The following is a 15,269-nucleotide window of genomic DNA, read 5'->3' as shown; positions in this document are numbered from 1 at the left end:
AACAGACTCTCCGGTGTTTTGTTTTCAGTACAACGAAGGCTTGTCCTGTTTTGAATTATCTTCCCTATCTTTAATCAGACGATAACTAAGGGTTGCAAATATGGCAAACACAATATGTGCAGGAATACGCTGCAGGTAAAAGTTCGTGTAATTCATAGCGGGTGGCAAGGGATGAACTTTGAAAGTCGCTTTCCAGATCAGAAATCCGACTACGCCACTTAGCGCTCCCAGAATAAGCGCGTTTTTAAGACTGTGTTCGATCTTCCCGCTTTCCCATAACTCTACATATACCGCTGCGAAAATCATCCCCATGGCATAGTGTGCACCCCAACCTGCAATTACCTTGGCCCTTTTGGAGAGCAAAGGAGCTAAACGGCCAACCATGGTGCCCAGGTGCTCAGGCTCCCTGAAGTCCTGGCCCAAAAGTGACATGAGGACACTGGAAGCGGTCATAAATGTGGTACCTCCAGTGCCTGATATCACTGTTTTCGATAATTTGTTCATATCCGGATACTTAAATGATATCCTGCTCTGTGTGTGCCGCTCCTGCATGTGCCTGATGGATCAGCGATTTGATGTCTGATTTTGGCTTTTTGCCGATTTTTTGAGCCGTATGCTGCGGCACATCGTTTGAATTTTCCGCTGTGCCCCTTGCTTCAAATAAAGCGCAAAGACCATCTGAGAAGTCGTTTCTTACTTTCTTGCCCCATTTAGTTCCAAACAGTACGCCAATAAAGACGCCAGCAGCCAATCCACCTGCGAGCGCGACTAAACCGTTCGTCCTGGACGATTGATTGGTATTCAAAAATGATTTGATCAATTGACGTGTTTTCATATTCGTTCCTTTTTTTAATGCTAACACCTTGCCTTAAAGAATGTTTGCAGCAGGCTTGTTTTAAGGCTTACGAATTATAAAAAAGAAAGTGATGCTTGTCGATATAACTGAAGAATTCAGTACAAAAAATAAAAGGAAGCTTCTGTGTAGAAACTTCCCTTTATGTTTTTCAAGGTAGATACAATGATTGTAGCAGGAACCATGCCAAAAAAAACGTCAAGCATAGCTCCTAAAATGCGAGAAAATAATATCTTAGCAACGAAGACCAAACCAACCATGACACACGCTTACAAAACGCAACTCAAAAAAAACCTGGAACATTGTTACCTGAAGACCGATTGGGTTCTACGCGCTAACTTTGATAAGGGAAAAGATGAATTGCTCTTCATTATACCGAAATCCGAAGAGATCAAACCATTGTACGACAATATCTACGATACATTACTGCAACTGCCGGAAATTGAACACCCAAGTGAGCGGGTAATTATCAGTTTTTGTCATTCGGATGGTACAGGCTATTGTTCACGTGTGATTAATCCGAATAGCCAGGATGAAATCCACATGGCCCTACTCGGACAGCTCCCCAGTCGGAGGATGACCGAAGCAGAATTGCAAAACCTCGTTTAAGGATTATTCATCCAGTCAATACCGGAAACCTTATAAAAATAAAAGAATCCTGCTTATCGCAAGATTCTTCCTCATATTGATTAGCATATTGACCAACGTTGTGGTGCATAAAACTAACTATGTAATAAAGTATAAGCATCTACATAAGCCATCCCCTTAGCAGCATGCATTGCAGACGCACATGTACTACCACTTGCAACAGCCATATAGTTTGCCAATACATTACCATCTCCATCAACCACAGTTAATGTATACTCAGCGGTACAACGAAGATTGGATTTTTCTACACTCGAAGGTTTAGAAATTAAGCCGGAAACGGCACTTGTAGCGAAAACGCTGGTCGCAATGAGCAACATGGCGTTAAATAAGAATAATTTTTTCATAGGTATATAGATTTATTGATCTGGCATCAAAGATCACACCAAATCAGAAAGACAGTGATCTTCCGTATTTGAAGATAGCTTTAGGTGTTACAACACACTATGCCTGCATAATATTTTCAAATAAGTTTTCAGAACTGCAACCATCATGATATCTTTGTCCCGAGAGCGTTAATTTTGAACGGGGGTGGGTCGCCAGATTCATCCCCGTTTATTTTTCCAGGATAGTTGGATTAGTAGTTAAGAATTTGTGTTACTATGTATAAAGTGCTAAATATCTTTGGAGTCATTTTTGCCATATGGTTTGCGCTCACATCCTGGGCATGGCTCTATTATATAGCATTATACATTTCCTATCCTTTCGGAGTCATCAGCCTTCTGATTGACTTCTACTCCCCTTTTTCGTACGCCAAGTCAACGATCAAAATTATTTTATACATTGGACTGGCTGTATCCATAGCTGCCTTACTAGCCTACAGGTAGACTGTTCATTTCAACTTTTCTGAACCAATACACTTCTGCTTTGTTGTCAATTGGAATTGAAGTAAATACTGAAACAATACTTATGAAAAAGATATTAATGGTACTCACTTCGCACAGCGAAATGGAAAACACAGATAGTAAAACAGGTGTCTGGCTGGGAGAGTTTACCGATCCTTATTACGAATTTATTGACGCTGGTTATACCGTAACCCTAAGCAGTCCTAAGGGCGGCAGGCCGCCCGTTGATCCCATGAGTGAACTGACTGAAAACATCAGCGCTTCCAACCGCAGGTTCCAGGATGATGAATTGGCCAAATCAGCCTTTTCACATACCAGCCCCCTGAACCAGATCAATCACTCCGATTACGATGCCGTATTTTATCCCGGCGGACATGGCCCGATCTGGGATCTGGCTAAAGATAACAACAGTGGAATCCTCATTCATGATTTCCTGGATGCGGGTAAACCGGTTGCAGCCGTTTGTCATGGCCCTGCAGCACTCATCAGCGCAGAAAAACAACGGCCAGGCTTTTTAAAAGGCAAGATCCTATCGGCGTTCAGTAATACAGAAGAAAGCATGGTCGGACGAAGCGGCAATGTGCCTTACCTGCTCCAGAGCAAACTGGAAGAACTTGGCGTGGAGCTGAAAACTGCATTATTGCCTTTCCTTGCTCATGTAGAAACAGACGGTTTGCTCATCACCGGGCAAAACCCATTATCTGCCGGACCAACAGCTAAGGCGCTGATAGAATTATTAGAGGAAAGCTTACAAGCCAGATAATCCGTTTATCTTCAGACAAAAAGCAGCTGTGTATTGAACTAATTTGACCATCCAGAAGACAAGACATCATGAAAACGTACGAAAATAACAGAACTACCTACCTTGAGGAACTGAGTGGTAGTGATTTTGAAATTGCAGATCATCAGCCGGATATTATCGGCTGGGAAATTGTAGACAACCTGGGCAATGAAATCGGTGAAGTAGAGGACCTGATTTTCGACAGCAATGCAAGGAAAGTTCGATACATCGTGGCTAGCCTGGATCTGGATGAAGAGATTGAAGCACCAGATGCAATCGACGATCGTCTGGTACTCATTCCAATCGGGATAGTTGAGCTGGATGAAGATGACGACGAGGTAATTATACCAGAAGTTTCTGCCGCTTTTCTATATTCCCTTCCCCTGTATACTTCCGGTAAGATCATCTCGCCAGCCGAAGAGCTTGCCGTTCGTTATGCATTCCTTGGAGCCTCTTCTTTACCAGATGCCGACGCTGTAGTCTACGAAGAACACCCGGAGGGTTTCTATACCCACGGGCATTTTGATGATGCACGTTTTAACAGGCGCATCACCGGCTCAGGAGGTGAAAGCAATTGATGCCTGAATGATATGAAATGTTTACATGTGCTTATTGAGCACCCATTGAAGTTTCAAATAAATAATTTATATCATTCTGCGGAACGCAGAGAAATAACTTGTATTTCCAATGGATATTTTTACGGATATTTTCACCTACAACAAATCTTTAGCTAAAGAAAATACGATAAATAAGAATTTCCAAAAATTCGTTGAATTTACGGGATCATACATACATTTGCTACCATCGATTCAGTCGTTTGACGTAGCTAAATTAGCTCGGCCGCTTATCAAAAAAAAGCTTAAAAGAACTCCATACTTAACAATAATTGCCCAGAATTTATTTGATCCCAAGATTTTCAGCAATCGAACTAATGGATTTACCAAGACATTTCTTTCATCTGATCTGAAAGTTAATGTATATGGAACGGTAGAAGAATTCCTTGAATACAGCTGGCCAAAAATTGAGTTTATTGACGATCAATGGATTCCAGACAATCTCGATCACAATTTTTTCAAGTATACTTCTTGGCGTTACTTAATCGGTATAAACAGAATTAAAGCACTCAATTGGTTCAAAGAAATTACAGACCAAACCGTTATAGATTATCAAATGATTTCATACTACCATCTTCACGATTCACATGGAGATAGGCTAATATATGAGCTATCTAAAAATATTTACAAGGTCTGCTTACCCAGAGAGTATGAATTAGAAATAAGAGTTTTTACCGATCAAAACTTTCACATTAATTTACAATGCTTTGCAAGGCTTAATTTAAACATTATTATTTGCGATAAAAGGATAATCGATCTTGAGATTGCTAGTATTACATTAGACCCCTCCCAAAAGGAAAATGTTGGAAGCTTAAAAATTTGATAATTCTCGTCAATATTTTTCTGGCAATTTTCGCAGGCTAAATGAATATCTCTGGAACAAACCTGTCGAAGATCGCCCATTTTTTCGATAAGGAAGTGAGTTTTATCTGTAATCAGTTAATCCTTCTTTCAAAAATACTAATAGCTGTAAGATATAGTCTACGTTCTTTTCCGATTCGTCGACCATATTCCTGTTGTAACCACCATTAACGCTCGATATTTTGAAGCTTGATCAATTGATTTCGGCAAATGATATTTTCTAAGCTCTTTTTTTGATCGAAAGTTCAGCAACTCTACTGAAAAGATCATCAATGAAGTCAACCATATGCTAAATCTTATATATGGGTTGTTGCAAAAAAGAAGCTCCACAATAATATCAAGATTTTACTCCCGATAGCCCTGAAAAAAACCCTGTTCGATAAGCCTCAACTCAATTCATTCGCAGCATCAAGCTTCGCGCTGAACTAAAAAAACTTTGTGATTGTAATTACTGTTATATCGATACATGAACATAGATTTAGAAAAGATCAGCTGGTTTGCCAATACGGGTAATTTTTCAAAAGAAATAAGCCCGGGCATAGCCATAAAATATATAGAAAATGAGGCTCAATTAATTAAGAACCTGAATTCAAACAAATGGGCAAATTTTATATTATACGCTAAAAACAGGCTGTCATATTACATCAAAAGCTTCCATCCGGCAGAGGCTAAAGGCTGGAACGACTTGGCTAAAGCGGCGCAGGGATGGTACGCTCAAATTGATCCGATCATTAAGACCGCTGCAGCGGATCATCATCTGCTACCTCAGGCACTGCCATTTGTAAAAGCCATACTGATCTCCAACTACATAGAGCAATATTACTATACCAACCTCAGCCAGGAAATACCCCTGCATTTCGATAAAATTATCCAAATTTTTAGCGAAGGACATATCCCCTGTGGATGGGAAGGAAAAATGCCCAAAAATGAAGGGTATGAGGCCATCAATTTAGATTCGGGAAAAATCCTGATCTGGTAACCCAATATTCTAAGCACATGAAAGAAATTACAGCACAGCTTAAGCAGTATGGATTTCCGGAAAAAGACCTTCGGGCCCTGGTAAATTTTAAATCGAGAGACGGTTTCCAGGTCATAGATGACCAGGATTTGAGCAGCATGTTGAATTTCTTTCAGCAATACCCTGAAGATTTTCAGCACCTCATCCCCATCATGAGTGATGGCAACTCCAATTACCTGTGTGTCAGCTTCCATCAGACCGACTTTGGAAAAATTTGCTATCTTAGTCATGATGAAATTGACTTAACGCCGGTATTTTCCAGTATATCCCAATTGATCAGCGTAATCGAAAGCCACTCCGAAGCCTGGGATTTCCCGGAAATTCCCCCATCGGCACATGATGTTCACTTGCGATAAATAGCAGCAATATGATCAATGCATTCTTCTTATACCTTTAAGCCTGAAGGCAGCGATAAGCTGGAGGTTATTCACGGAGTAGTCATTTCAGAAAGTTTAATGCCAGAACTCTTTAAAGAATATAGCGCGGCCAGCAGACCAGGATTGAGAGCAGAGTTAAGTACAGGAATTGGGCTGTCCATTGTAAAAAGAATATTGGATTGGCATCATGGCTCCATCAAATGCGAAAGCACCGTCGGCCAAGGGACAACCTTTATTGTCTCGCTGCCCAAAACCAAATAACTGCCTCTGCTGTTATTCTCAAAACTGAAAAATGAGCACCATTATATCTATAGATAAATTAGTCCCGCAAATTTCACAAGAGCAGATCAGCAAACTAGAAAAAGCTGCGTCCAGACACTTGAGAGAATCTAATATTGCATTCACCATTAAGTATTCAGATGAAAACGTCACGGAGATCGAATGCAGACAGGAGGAAAACAGATCTGGTAATTACGCTACGGAAACTACCCTGATCAAGAGAACACAAGAGCTGTTCAGCAAATTTCTGCCACAGTCGGAACTCATTATCCTTCCCGTAACCTCTAGGCCATCGCCGGCCAGTTTGGTATCCCCCGCCTGGCTGGATCAGAAAATGAATGAAAAAGGAATCCGAATCAAACAAATCGCGTTCGAGACGGGCATAGACCGGGAAAGTATCTCGGACTGGGTGACAGGAAAGCGCAATATGAGCCAAATCGTTAAAGCCATGTTCTACTATTACCTGACCTCCACTTGACTGCCATTATACTAAATGTAATTGAGTAGTTGGCCTTCAAATGCTGAGGTAATTGTGCCCTAAATTCTCTAGCCTTCGAACACTATTAAGGCTGAACTGATCTGTTCTTTCGAGCAGGTTAATTGCGGGATTAGGGGGGCTTATTTACCGATAGAGAATTTAAACGTTGATATGATACTAGTAGTTAGCTAACCGAGGTACAAATCTCAAGCAATTTTTTGACATTTCTTACAATTTTTTGAAGGAACTTTTGATGATCAACATTGATTGGAAATAAATTTCTTCTTGACAAATTCATGACAAAAAATGCTCTGAAAAAGATGTCTCTGCGCGTCTAAACTCTAAGTTATAATAGTGAGTTGTGCGATAGCAACATCGATCTCTAATCTACCGGAATTCATTATCGGTCTCGCTGCTGCTGTTCCGCAGCTCTTAAACTTTTGGGAACTTTATTTTAGAATTTCGCGAGTAAGGCGCATCACTTTTGTTCTGTGTATGAGTCGGGGTCCGGTGTATTTCGATCTTCAATTGCGATACCCTATACCATAAACATTACCCCGGAGCACCAGCGTCAACTCCAACTCATCCAGCAGGTGTGTAAAAACCCAGCGAACATCGACCTGGAAATCCTCCACCTGCTCGCCGAGCAAATCCAGTCGAATCATCCTGGTAACCACAATTTGAACAGCCTGGAAAACATAGAATTTAACAAAGACAACGAAATGGAAGCCCCCGCCCGAGAATGCCGCGTCCAGTAAAACCCCTCATTTAATCGATTATAAAAAGGGAAAAACACCTGAGCATCATGCTTGTTTTATTTAAAAAAGGAGGAATTATGCCATGGCCTAAAGGAGAATACCCACCATCATATAAAAACCAGCCCAAATACCTTCGTAAAAAAGGAACAGAGATTGCCAACGGCGTACTGGCAGAAAGCGGAGACGAAGGCATCGCCATCGCCACAGGGCTAAAAAAGGCAAGGGAATATTTCAAAGATCATCCCGAGGAAAAGAAAAAAGCCCTCAAAAAGTAAAGCATATCCTCAATTTAATGATCGTCGAGATGGTAACACGCCAGATCGAGATCAGGTTATTTCAAGAGTTTTTAAACGGAGCCGCCTAGCAGCGGCCCTTTTTATGGGCCACATATAGAAACTGCATTTGAATCTCCCTGAAAATGAAAACCTGTAAGGGCATTGAAACCCATGGCTGTTTTGATATTGGCCAGGATGCCCGCTTTGCGGCGGGCTGTTCGACAGTCTGCAAGGCAGTAAGGAAGTATCGCCCGATTCGGTCATGACGGTCAATTTGAAAAAAGGGGAAAATGGAGTTCCTTACCCTTTAGAGCTGAAACACTGCAGCCTGGTCCAGCTTGGCGAGAATGCAAAACAGATCAGCAAATAGCTGTTCAAGCACCTGAATCTTAAACAATAACCGTTCGTTCTATCGGGAGCCTGGATTTAAATATTCCGCAAGGAATGGAGCTGTCCGGCTGTCACGGAATTTAAGGAAGTCCCCGGGGCTGGCGCTGCATACCACTTTACCGCCTTTCAGCCCTGCACCAGGACCAATCTCCATGATCCAGTCGCTTGCAGCAATGACAGAGAGGTCATGCTCAACCAGGATCACGGTATTGCCCTGTTCTACAAGATAATTGAGTTGAACCATAAGTTTCTCTACGTCTGCCGGGTGCAGTCCGGTTGTAGGCTCGTCCATCACGTAAAGTGTCCTGCCCTGCTGGCTGCGCTGCAATTCAGTGGCCAGTTTGATCCGCTGCGCCTCACCGCCGGAAAGTTCGGTTGCAGGCTGACCGAGTTTTAAATAGCCAAGGCCAACCTGCCTGACAATATCCAGCCCGCGTGCAAGCGAAACCTCTTCCCTGAAAAATTCCCAGGCCTGATCCACAGTCATTCGGAGTACTTCAGCGATGTTTTTTCCATTGAACGTGATTTCCAGGGTTTCCTCATTGTAGCGTGTCCCCTTACAGACCGGGCAGGGACTGTACACGCTGGGAAGGAATAACAGTTCAACCATAACAAAGCCTTCACCCTGACAATGTGCGCATCGACCTTTTGCAATGTTGAAACTGAAGCGTCCTGCATCATATTTCCTTTTCCGAGCCTGTGGTGTGGTGGCAAAAAGTTTCCTTATGGGATCAAATAGTCCGGTGTAGGTGGCCAGATTAGACCGCGGTGTCCTGCCTATCGGCTTTTGATCCACCTGGACTAATCGTTTGATGTGACTGATATCCGATGTGATCTTTCCGGTCAACTGCAGGTTTTCTTCCTGCAACAAATCAGGGCTGTTGTCTTCGGGTTCATCCTTCGACTTTTGTCCTAATGCCGCCGAAACCAATGATACCAGTGCCTGGCTCACCAGGGTGCTCTTACCGGAACCGGAAATCCCGGTCACACTGGTCAGCACCCCAAGCGGAAATGCTACATCCAGGTGCTGAAGGTTATTCCGGCTCAGCGCTTCCAGTTTCAACCATGCCTGGGGCTCACGCGGGTTTGCATTTATGGTATTTTTCTTATTGAAAATATACGCTCTGGTTTTTGAATCTTTGATTTGCCGAAGCCCCTCAGGCCTGCCGCTGTAGAGGATCTGCCCGCCATCTTCTCCCGCCCCAGGCCCTACATCCACGATCCAGTCGGCGTGCCGGATCACATCCAGCTCATGTTCCACTACAAATACCGAATTGCCTGCGGCCTTCAATTTATCCAGTGCGCTCAATAAAGCCTGTGTATCGGCCGGGTGCAATCCTGCAGAAGGTTCATCCAGCACATAAACCACCCCGAATAAATTCGAGCGGATCTGCGTGGCCAGCCGAAGACGCTGGAGCTCACCGGGGGAAAGGCTGGGCGTACTTCTGTCCAGGCTCAGATAACCCAGGCCCAGATCCAGTATAGTTTCCAGCCGCGACACCAGGTCCGCTGCAATCCGCTGGGTGACCATGTTTTTTTCCGGATGCGTGGGTAGTGTCGCCTCATCAGCCCGGGAATATCCCTTAAATATCTCGTAGAGTTCATCCAGGGACAAGGCATGCAACTCGCTAATGTCTTTTCCATCAAATGTCACACTTAAAGATTCTTTGCGCAGCTTTTTACCTTGACATAGCGGGCAGAGCGCACTGAGCATAAACTGGCTCACCCGCTTTTTCATGAGCTGACTTTGGCTTCCGGCAAAAGTTTGCATCACATATTTTTTAGCGCCGGTGAAAGTGCCCATATAATCAGGCTGTACTTTTCCGGCGATGGCTCTTTTTACCTGCTCGGCGGTATAACGGGGATATACCGGAACTACCGGTTGTTCATCTGTGAATAAAATCCAGTCCCGGTCCTTCTTAGGAAGTTTCTTCCAGGGTATATCAACGTCATATCCCAGGGTGATCAAAATGTCACGGAGATTTTGTCCCTGCCAGGCTGTAGGCCAGGCGGCAATCGCCCTTTCCCGGATGGTCAATGAGTCATCGGGAACCATAGATTGTTCAGTGACCTCGTAAACACGACCTATTCCATGACATTGCGGGCAGGCACCTTCAGGGGTATTGGCGGAAAATCCCTCGGCATAAATGATCTCCTGATCCTTGGGATAGTTTCCGGCCCTGGAATACAGCATGCGCAGCAAATTGGACAATGTCGTTACACTGCCCACCGAGGACCTGGAATTGGATGCACCCCGCTGCTGCTGTAATGCGATGGCAGGAGGAAGCCCCTCGATCTCGTCAACCTCCGGAATGGCCATCTGGTTGAACAGCCGTCTTGCGTACGGAGATACCGATTCCAGGTACCTGCGTTGGGCCTCGGCATACAAGGTACCGAAAGCCAATGAAGATTTACCTGAGCCGGATACTCCTGTGAAAACCACGAAGGCATCTCTGGGGATTTCAAGGCTTACATTTTTCAGGTTGTTTTCCCTTGCGCCGCTTACTTTTACAAAACCTTCGTTTTTCATGCTACCCTTCTTTTTTTTGTACTTGCTCGAAACTGATATTGATCAAAAATTCTACTGCCTGGCGTTCAGACTTTATTGCCCAGGGTTCCAATTCATCATTTGATCTTGTAAGTTAACCAGAGCACTTCATCTTCAATCTGTTTTACACGCTCCAGCTTTAATAAAGTGGCTCCTCCTTTTTTAGCCGACGGCTCAATCTCAAACAAGGTCGATGTTTCAATAGTCCCGTCCGCAATCGGCAGGATCAGTTGATGCAGTTCATCGATCAACCCCTCATTCAGGAAGCTGCCATTGAGCCGGGCACCGCCTTCGAGCATGAGTTTCCCGATACCATACAGCGCCCGCAATTTATACAAAGCAGTCTTAAGGTCTACTTGTTCCTGCCCGGCGAAAATATAAGAAACACCGATATCCTGCAAATGCGCCAGATAGGCGTCCGGAACTGTTTCAGTCAATACTGTGATCACATGATCTCCCTGCATCTCCGCATTTTGCCATCCCAGTTTCCCTGAGCCATCTATGGCAATGGCAAAGGATTCCGCGCCTTGCCCTGCTACGAAATCCTTTCGTTCGATTTCCTGATGGCCTTTTTTGAGGATAGGCTTAGCGTACTGCGTAAAATCTTTCTCCATGGTTGTGCGGCCGACGATCCAGGCCTTGTTGCCGATCTCTGTATGGATCTGCTCAAACTTCTGCGCCAGGTGTTTAACCCTGGGGCTGTTTCCCCATTTCTCTGAAAGTATTTTCCCGTCTACCGAAGTCATCATCAGGCAGATTACATATGGACGTTCATTTTTCATTTTTTTATTTGAGTTTTTTTCAAGCTATCAATAACGTGACCATTTTTCAACATCTTCGCCGAGGCCAAACGCAATGAGTTACCTTCGCCGAACGCTTATCGGAGATGGGCAAGCTTATCCAGGTTGACCACTGCTGAAAAGTCCTTCAAGAGCTGCTGTAGTTTTGGATTGACGATGTTACGGCAAAAAGGCTTATCGGGGTCGGCGAAATAATAGTTCAGGTATTCAGGAGTGTTCAGTTTGAAAGAGCCGAACGCCAGTACTTCTGTGATCAGCGGAGCCTCAAAGTCCTGCTGTGCGTCCTGTACCATCCAAGCCGCCTGTGCCTGCTGTTCCCTGTCCATCGTATAGACTGCGGAACGGTATTTATCACGCATGCTGTGATCGGAGGTGCTGCTGTGCGTGTGCAAATGGACCGCAATCAGGATTTTCATTGGGATGAGCTGCGGATCAAATTCCACCAGCACCGCTTCGCTGAAGCGGGACGGATCTGCTGATGAGGCGATCCATCCCTGCTCAACTGTAGTCACTCCCTTCAGTGAAAGAAAAATGGCTTCGGTGCACCAGTGACAACTTCCGCCAAATGCAATCTTTTCCATTTTTTACAGGGTGCTTTCTTCCTCATCTGCGTTCCCATCAGGCCCACTTAAAGCCTGCAGGTCATCATCTGTCAAGTCATATTCGCCTGCATCCAGATTTGCCTCATTTACCGTGTCAAAACCTACAGCTCCTGATGGCTCTGGCTCATCGCCATCGGCTGCCTCAGCCTGTTTGATATTGCTGTGCTCACCCTGACCCTTAGGCTCCGGGCTGATGCCCTTTTCCGGTTCGAGTGTAAAAGATGCTGCGCTGGCAGCGGTGGCCTGATCCAGTTCTTCCTGTTGATGTGGTTCCTGGCCGGCCAGCAGCGAATCGTCTTTTTGATTTTCCTGAGTATCCATAATTATAGGGTTTATGTTAAGTAAACACCGCTCAGCTACAATCGTTCTGGAAAGTTTAAAACAATAAATGGAACGACTTGCCAGGCACAGTTATCAATCTCAAGATCAACTGACCGTGTTTCTGACCATGTACCTGCCTTAGAAAGCACCCGCTGTGCAATCAAGCAAATTCTGGAAATTGACTTAAGGCATTCTCAACTCACTAGGATTTTTTCCAAATTCCTTTTTGAAGGCAAATGAAAAATGTGACAAATCTTCAAAACCGACCTCAAGATAAACATCGCTGGGTCTTTGATGCTGTTGATGGATCTGAAAATAGGCTTCATCCAGACGTTTCTTTTTTAGCCAAAGGCCCGGGGAAGTACCGAATGTCTGCATGAAATCGCGCTTAAAAGAAGATAAGCTCCTTCCGGTCAGATATGCAAAACGTTCCAGCGGAACATTGAAGCGGAAATTCCGGTTCATCTACGTTTCCAGGTCTATTTTGTGCGGTATTCCGAAATTGAAAAATACATCCGCCAGCCCAGGATCTGTCTTCAGCAAAATCAGCAGCAGCTCCTCCCTTTTAACATTGGCAAAAGTTTCGTCCAGCTGCAAATCCCCGGAATAATAGGGTTCCAGCGACTGAATAAAATTCCTTAAAAGCTTATTTTCCGGGATGGTAAGATAGGCATCCTGACTTTTTGAAGTATGCACAGCGTAAGCGTGCTTGTCCAAAAAGTTCCTTAAAAAAGGTTCATCTAGGGTGATGATGATTTTTTCAAAGGCGCCCTCATCTTTAAACTTGGTATAGCGCACCAGATAATTCTTCCTGGCCAGGCAATAATCACCCGGATACAGTTCGTAATTTTTAGTCCCGTCATAGGCCTTCATGGAACCTTTAAGCAGGTACAGAAAATAATGTTCCTGGATCACCATTTCAGGTGATATCTCCGGGCCCAGATGACAGGATTGAATATTATTTACTTTCACCTTATTTGATATTGATTAATGTTAAAGATAAAAACTAATGGGGATATAGACTATCCACACTCGCTAAGATCGCTTCTTCTTTACTCTTTGGTGCCCAGTGGAGTGCTGTTCTGGCCTTTTGGTTCGACATTTCTTTATAAAACCGATCAGGAGTCTGCTGCATCCGGGCAATGTTTGATGAAATGGTCGGACGCTCGGCCCTGATCAGTTCGGCAACATCATAAAAACTCATTACCCCATCCGCGTTGGCCAGAAACCTTTCACCTGCTGCCACGGGGCTGGTCATCGCCTTGATGTGCAGATCTGCTACATCGCGGACATCGACAACGCCCATTGTAAATTCGCCACTCTGAGCGGTAGTCCCATTGACGATGCCAGTGATCGCGATGTCTAAGGATGCAGATGTGATTCCGCCAATTGCAGGCCCAAAAATGCCGACAGGATTGATGACGGTAAGTTCCAAACCATCGCCCTCATCCGCCACAAAATCCCAGGCGGCTTGCTCAGCAACAGTTTTTGACTTAATGTATGCAGGGAGCGGTACATTCACATTTGTCCAATCTTCTTCGTTAAAGACATGGCCTGGAACATTGATACTATAGCCGACAGCTGCGAATGACGAAGTCAACACTACCCTTTTAACTCCCGCTTCTTTGGCGGCTTTTAGCACCCGGAGCGCACCATCGCGGGCAGGTATGATCAGCTCATCCTCGTTTTCAGGATTGCTAGCCGGAAATGGGGAAGCGATGTGCAGCACGTAATCGCAGCCGCTAACTGCTTGATCCCAGCCTTTGTCGCTGGTCAGTTCCGCCTCGTAAAGGGACAGCAGGCTGAAATCAGAGATGCCGCCATCTTTTAAGGCATTGATGACAACGTCTTTTTTAGACATGGAACGCAGGGTTGTGTTTACTAAATATCCTTGCGCTAATAATTGTAAAGACCGTATGGATACCGACAAATCCGGTACCACCAGTGACTAATACTTTTTGATTGTTCATTTTTTATAGCCTAAATCCTACTGCAAATCTCTCCAAAAAAACAAAGACGCGTTTTGCTGTGGAGTCCAATCTTTATTTGTTACAGGGTTCAGATCGGCCTAAGGTAACGCAAAGGAGTACAATAATTCCCGCCAGAAATATGAATTGAATTGCCAGATTCAACGAAGAATAAGTTATACGAAGATCTGATCATTAGATTATTACATGTAAAATCAAAGCTACCAGTAACATTAACAAGATATTTTTCATGGAAAATTTTAAAGGGCGATTGAATGAATTTATTATTCAGACGGAGAAATCCACATCTCCGACAACTATAATCCCGCCCAGTTGTTCATCTAATTAAAAAGGTTTGAAAAATCGATACAGAATAGATCATAAACTTGATGACGCCAGGCAAAAAGAAAAAGATGGTGATTTGAAAGCGGCCGAGAAGTTATATTTGAAAGTGCTAAAAACGAGCTCCAGCACTTCCATAGCGTACGATCGCTTAATGATCATCTATCGCAGACAAAAGGATAGCCGGAAAGAAGTCGAAATCATTAAACAAGCGATTTCTAATTTTAAAATGAATTACCTGGAACGACAAAAAGGTTGGATTGAAAGGAATGAGATTGCCGCAGGCTTATCGAAAGACTTAGCGATAAGTTTGGGTCTTATGGATAAAGAAGGTCTGCCTGTGTTCCCAGATCCGCTGCTGGTTAAATGGCAAAATCGCTTGGTTCTGCTTGAAAAGAGAATGGAAAAGGGAAAACGAGCTAAGAAGGTTAAGCCTCCAAAATCAGTGAAGACCTCGGGCAATGAGAAAAAATCAGCTTCAGCAATGAAAACAAAGTCAACCAGCCGAAAATAAA

At 44.0% G+C, this 15,269-nt stretch carries 21 protein-coding genes; 10 read left to right on the top strand and 11 right to left on the bottom strand.

All coding sequences use genetic code 11. From position 1 onward, the window contains the following. Window positions 1–24: 24 nt before the first annotated feature. Entirely contained in the window at window positions 25–504 is a 480-nt protein-coding gene (locus WAE59_RS23065) for a hypothetical protein (RefSeq protein WP_337858357.1), read from the bottom strand. Window positions 505–514: 10 nt separating this feature from the next. Further along, window positions 515–835, bottom strand: coding sequence for a YtxH domain-containing protein (locus WAE59_RS23060; protein WP_337858356.1), 321 nt, complete (start codon window positions 833–835; stop codon window positions 515–517). Between the two features lie 276 nt (window positions 836–1,111). Here WAE59_RS23060 and WAE59_RS23055 point away from each other — a divergent pair, with 276 nt between their 5' ends. After that, complete coding sequence (locus tag WAE59_RS23055) at window positions 1,112–1,462, top strand: hypothetical protein (RefSeq protein ID WP_337858355.1); 351 nt, start codon at window positions 1,112–1,114, stop codon at window positions 1,460–1,462. A 113-nt stretch (window positions 1,463–1,575) separates the two neighbouring features. Here the strand turns inward: WAE59_RS23055 and WAE59_RS23050 are convergent, their stop codons facing one another. Beyond that, entirely contained in the window at window positions 1,576–1,845 is a 270-nt protein-coding gene (locus WAE59_RS23050; protein ID WP_337858354.1) for a hypothetical protein, read from the bottom strand. 562 nt (window positions 1,846–2,407) lie between these two features. Here WAE59_RS23050 and WAE59_RS23045 point away from each other — a divergent pair. The 7 genes from WAE59_RS23045 (at window position 2,408) to WAE59_RS23015 (ending at window position 6,751) form a co-directional block, all read left to right on the top strand. Beyond that, the gene (locus tag WAE59_RS23045; protein ID WP_337858353.1) at window positions 2,408–3,106 is read left to right on the top strand and encodes a type 1 glutamine amidotransferase domain-containing protein; all 699 of its coding nucleotides are present in this window, start codon (window positions 2,408–2,410) and stop codon (window positions 3,104–3,106) included. Between the two features lie 68 nt (window positions 3,107–3,174). Continuing rightward, entirely contained in the window at window positions 3,175–3,702 is a 528-nt protein-coding gene (locus WAE59_RS23040) for a PRC-barrel domain-containing protein (RefSeq protein ID WP_337858352.1), read from the top strand. Between the two features lie 109 nt (window positions 3,703–3,811). Continuing rightward, window positions 3,812–4,561: a hypothetical protein gene (locus WAE59_RS23035; protein ID WP_337858351.1), complete on the top strand. Its 750-nt coding sequence runs from the start codon at window positions 3,812–3,814 to the stop codon at window positions 4,559–4,561. A 504-nt stretch (window positions 4,562–5,065) separates the two neighbouring features. Continuing rightward, window positions 5,066–5,578, top strand: a complete 513-nt coding sequence (locus WAE59_RS23030) for a hypothetical protein (RefSeq protein WP_337858350.1) — start codon at window positions 5,066–5,068, stop codon at window positions 5,576–5,578. A 17-nt stretch (window positions 5,579–5,595) separates the two neighbouring features. Beyond that, window positions 5,596–5,973, top strand: coding sequence for an SMI1/KNR4 family protein (locus WAE59_RS23025; RefSeq protein WP_337858349.1), 378 nt, complete (start codon window positions 5,596–5,598; stop codon window positions 5,971–5,973). Between the two features lie 18 nt (window positions 5,974–5,991). Further along, window positions 5,992–6,255 carry a sensor histidine kinase gene (locus WAE59_RS23020; RefSeq protein ID WP_337858348.1) on the top strand — a complete coding sequence of 88 codons (264 nt, stop codon included), beginning with the start codon at window positions 5,992–5,994 and terminating at the stop codon, window positions 6,253–6,255. A 31-nt stretch (window positions 6,256–6,286) separates the two neighbouring features. After that, window positions 6,287–6,751 carry a helix-turn-helix domain-containing protein gene (locus WAE59_RS23015; RefSeq protein ID WP_337858347.1) on the top strand — a complete coding sequence of 155 codons (465 nt, stop codon included), beginning with the start codon at window positions 6,287–6,289 and terminating at the stop codon, window positions 6,749–6,751. 524 nt (window positions 6,752–7,275) lie between these two features. Here the strand turns inward: WAE59_RS23015 and WAE59_RS23010 are convergent. Next, window positions 7,276–7,416: a hypothetical protein gene (locus tag WAE59_RS23010; RefSeq protein ID WP_337858346.1), complete on the bottom strand. Its 141-nt coding sequence runs from the start codon at window positions 7,414–7,416 to the stop codon at window positions 7,276–7,278. A gap of 140 nt (window positions 7,417–7,556) precedes the next feature. Between WAE59_RS23010 and WAE59_RS23005 the strand changes: the two genes are divergently transcribed. After that, complete coding sequence (locus WAE59_RS23005; protein ID WP_337858345.1) at window positions 7,557–7,784, top strand: hypothetical protein; 228 nt, start codon at window positions 7,557–7,559, stop codon at window positions 7,782–7,784. Between the two features lie 409 nt (window positions 7,785–8,193). On the opposite strand, the gene uvrA is transcribed toward WAE59_RS23005, so the two are convergent. The 7 genes from uvrA to WAE59_RS22970 all read right to left on the bottom strand — a co-directional run bounded on the left by uvrA (window position 8,194) and on the right by WAE59_RS22970 (window position 14,306). Beyond that, on the bottom strand, window positions 8,194–10,704 hold the full coding sequence (gene uvrA / locus WAE59_RS23000) for an excinuclease ABC subunit UvrA (RefSeq protein ID WP_337858344.1): 2,511 nt from the start codon (window positions 10,702–10,704) through the stop codon (window positions 8,194–8,196). Window positions 10,705–10,799: 95 nt separating this feature from the next. Further along, on the bottom strand, window positions 10,800–11,504 hold the full coding sequence (locus WAE59_RS22995; protein WP_337858343.1) for a RibD family protein: 705 nt from the start codon (window positions 11,502–11,504) through the stop codon (window positions 10,800–10,802). A gap of 95 nt (window positions 11,505–11,599) precedes the next feature. Further along, window positions 11,600–12,103, bottom strand: a complete 504-nt coding sequence (locus WAE59_RS22990; RefSeq protein WP_337858342.1) for a peptide-methionine (S)-S-oxide reductase — start codon at window positions 12,101–12,103, stop codon at window positions 11,600–11,602. A 3-nt stretch (window positions 12,104–12,106) separates the two neighbouring features. Beyond that, window positions 12,107–12,445 (bottom strand): hypothetical protein, encoded by a 339-nt coding sequence (locus WAE59_RS22985; RefSeq protein WP_337858341.1) that lies wholly within the window; start codon window positions 12,443–12,445, stop codon window positions 12,107–12,109. Window positions 12,446–12,628: 183 nt separating this feature from the next. Further along, window positions 12,629–12,910 (bottom strand): helix-turn-helix domain-containing protein, encoded by a 282-nt coding sequence (locus WAE59_RS22980; RefSeq protein WP_337858340.1) that lies wholly within the window; start codon window positions 12,908–12,910, stop codon window positions 12,629–12,631. Further along, window positions 12,911–13,417: a hypothetical protein gene (locus tag WAE59_RS22975; protein ID WP_337858339.1), complete on the bottom strand. Its 507-nt coding sequence runs from the start codon at window positions 13,415–13,417 to the stop codon at window positions 12,911–12,913. Window positions 13,418–13,451: 34 nt separating this feature from the next. After that, window positions 13,452–14,306, bottom strand: a complete 855-nt coding sequence (locus tag WAE59_RS22970) for an NAD-dependent epimerase/dehydratase family protein (protein WP_337858338.1) — start codon at window positions 14,304–14,306, stop codon at window positions 13,452–13,454. A gap of 461 nt (window positions 14,307–14,767) precedes the next feature. On the opposite strand from WAE59_RS22970, the gene WAE59_RS22965 reads away from it, so the two are divergent. Further along, on the top strand, window positions 14,768–15,268 hold the full coding sequence (locus tag WAE59_RS22965; protein WP_337858337.1) for a hypothetical protein: 501 nt from the start codon (window positions 14,768–14,770) through the stop codon (window positions 15,266–15,268). Window position 15,269 lies beyond the last annotated feature (1 nt).

This window comes from Pedobacter sp. GR22-6, from assembly GCF_037402555.1.
In the GTDB taxonomy this organism is placed as follows: domain Bacteria; phylum Bacteroidota; class Bacteroidia; order Sphingobacteriales; family Sphingobacteriaceae; genus Pedobacter.
This window is presented reverse-complemented; position numbering and strand designations above follow the sequence as displayed.

What these genes read in the sequence shown, in the direction of transcription:
- WAE59_RS22980 (WP_337858340.1), bottom strand. Translation starts at nt 12,910, where the DNA reads ATGAACCGGAATTTCCGCTTCAATGTTCCGCTGGAACGTTTTGCATAT.
- WAE59_RS23005 (WP_337858345.1), top strand. Translation starts at nt 7,557, where the DNA reads ATGCTTGTTTTATTTAAAAAAGGAGGAATTATGCCATGGCCTAAAGGA.
- WAE59_RS22985 (WP_337858341.1), bottom strand. Translation starts at nt 12,445, where the DNA reads ATGGATACTCAGGAAAATCAAAAAGACGATTCGCTGCTGGCCGGCCAG.
- WAE59_RS23060 (WP_337858356.1), bottom strand. Translation starts at nt 835, where the DNA reads ATGAAAACACGTCAATTGATCAAATCATTTTTGAATACCAATCAATCG.
- WAE59_RS23050 (WP_337858354.1), bottom strand. Translation starts at nt 1,845, where the DNA reads ATGAAAAAATTATTCTTATTTAACGCCATGTTGCTCATTGCGACCAGC.
- WAE59_RS23010 (WP_337858346.1), bottom strand. Translation starts at nt 7,416, where the DNA reads ATGATTCGACTGGATTTGCTCGGCGAGCAGGTGGAGGATTTCCAGGTC.
- WAE59_RS23025 (WP_337858349.1), top strand. Translation starts at nt 5,596, where the DNA reads ATGAAAGAAATTACAGCACAGCTTAAGCAGTATGGATTTCCGGAAAAA.
- WAE59_RS23030 (WP_337858350.1), top strand. Translation starts at nt 5,066, where the DNA reads ATGAACATAGATTTAGAAAAGATCAGCTGGTTTGCCAATACGGGTAAT.
- WAE59_RS23055 (WP_337858355.1), top strand. Translation starts at nt 1,112, where the DNA reads ATGACACACGCTTACAAAACGCAACTCAAAAAAAACCTGGAACATTGT.
- WAE59_RS23040 (WP_337858352.1), top strand. Translation starts at nt 3,175, where the DNA reads ATGAAAACGTACGAAAATAACAGAACTACCTACCTTGAGGAACTGAGT.
- WAE59_RS22970 (WP_337858338.1), bottom strand. Translation starts at nt 14,306, where the DNA reads ATGTCTAAAAAAGACGTTGTCATCAATGCCTTAAAAGATGGCGGCATC.
- WAE59_RS23015 (WP_337858347.1), top strand. Translation starts at nt 6,287, where the DNA reads ATGAGCACCATTATATCTATAGATAAATTAGTCCCGCAAATTTCACAA.
- WAE59_RS23045 (WP_337858353.1), top strand. Translation starts at nt 2,408, where the DNA reads ATGAAAAAGATATTAATGGTACTCACTTCGCACAGCGAAATGGAAAAC.
- WAE59_RS23065 (WP_337858357.1), bottom strand. Translation starts at nt 504, where the DNA reads ATGAACAAATTATCGAAAACAGTGATATCAGGCACTGGAGGTACCACA.
- WAE59_RS22990 (WP_337858342.1), bottom strand. Translation starts at nt 12,103, where the DNA reads ATGGAAAAGATTGCATTTGGCGGAAGTTGTCACTGGTGCACCGAAGCC.
- WAE59_RS23035 (WP_337858351.1), top strand. Translation starts at nt 3,812, where the DNA reads ATGGATATTTTTACGGATATTTTCACCTACAACAAATCTTTAGCTAAA.
- uvrA (WP_337858344.1), bottom strand. Translation starts at nt 10,704, where the DNA reads ATGAAAAACGAAGGTTTTGTAAAAGTAAGCGGCGCAAGGGAAAACAAC.
- WAE59_RS23020 (WP_337858348.1), top strand. Translation starts at nt 5,992, where the DNA reads ATGCATTCTTCTTATACCTTTAAGCCTGAAGGCAGCGATAAGCTGGAG.
- WAE59_RS22995 (WP_337858343.1), bottom strand. Translation starts at nt 11,504, where the DNA reads ATGAAAAATGAACGTCCATATGTAATCTGCCTGATGATGACTTCGGTA.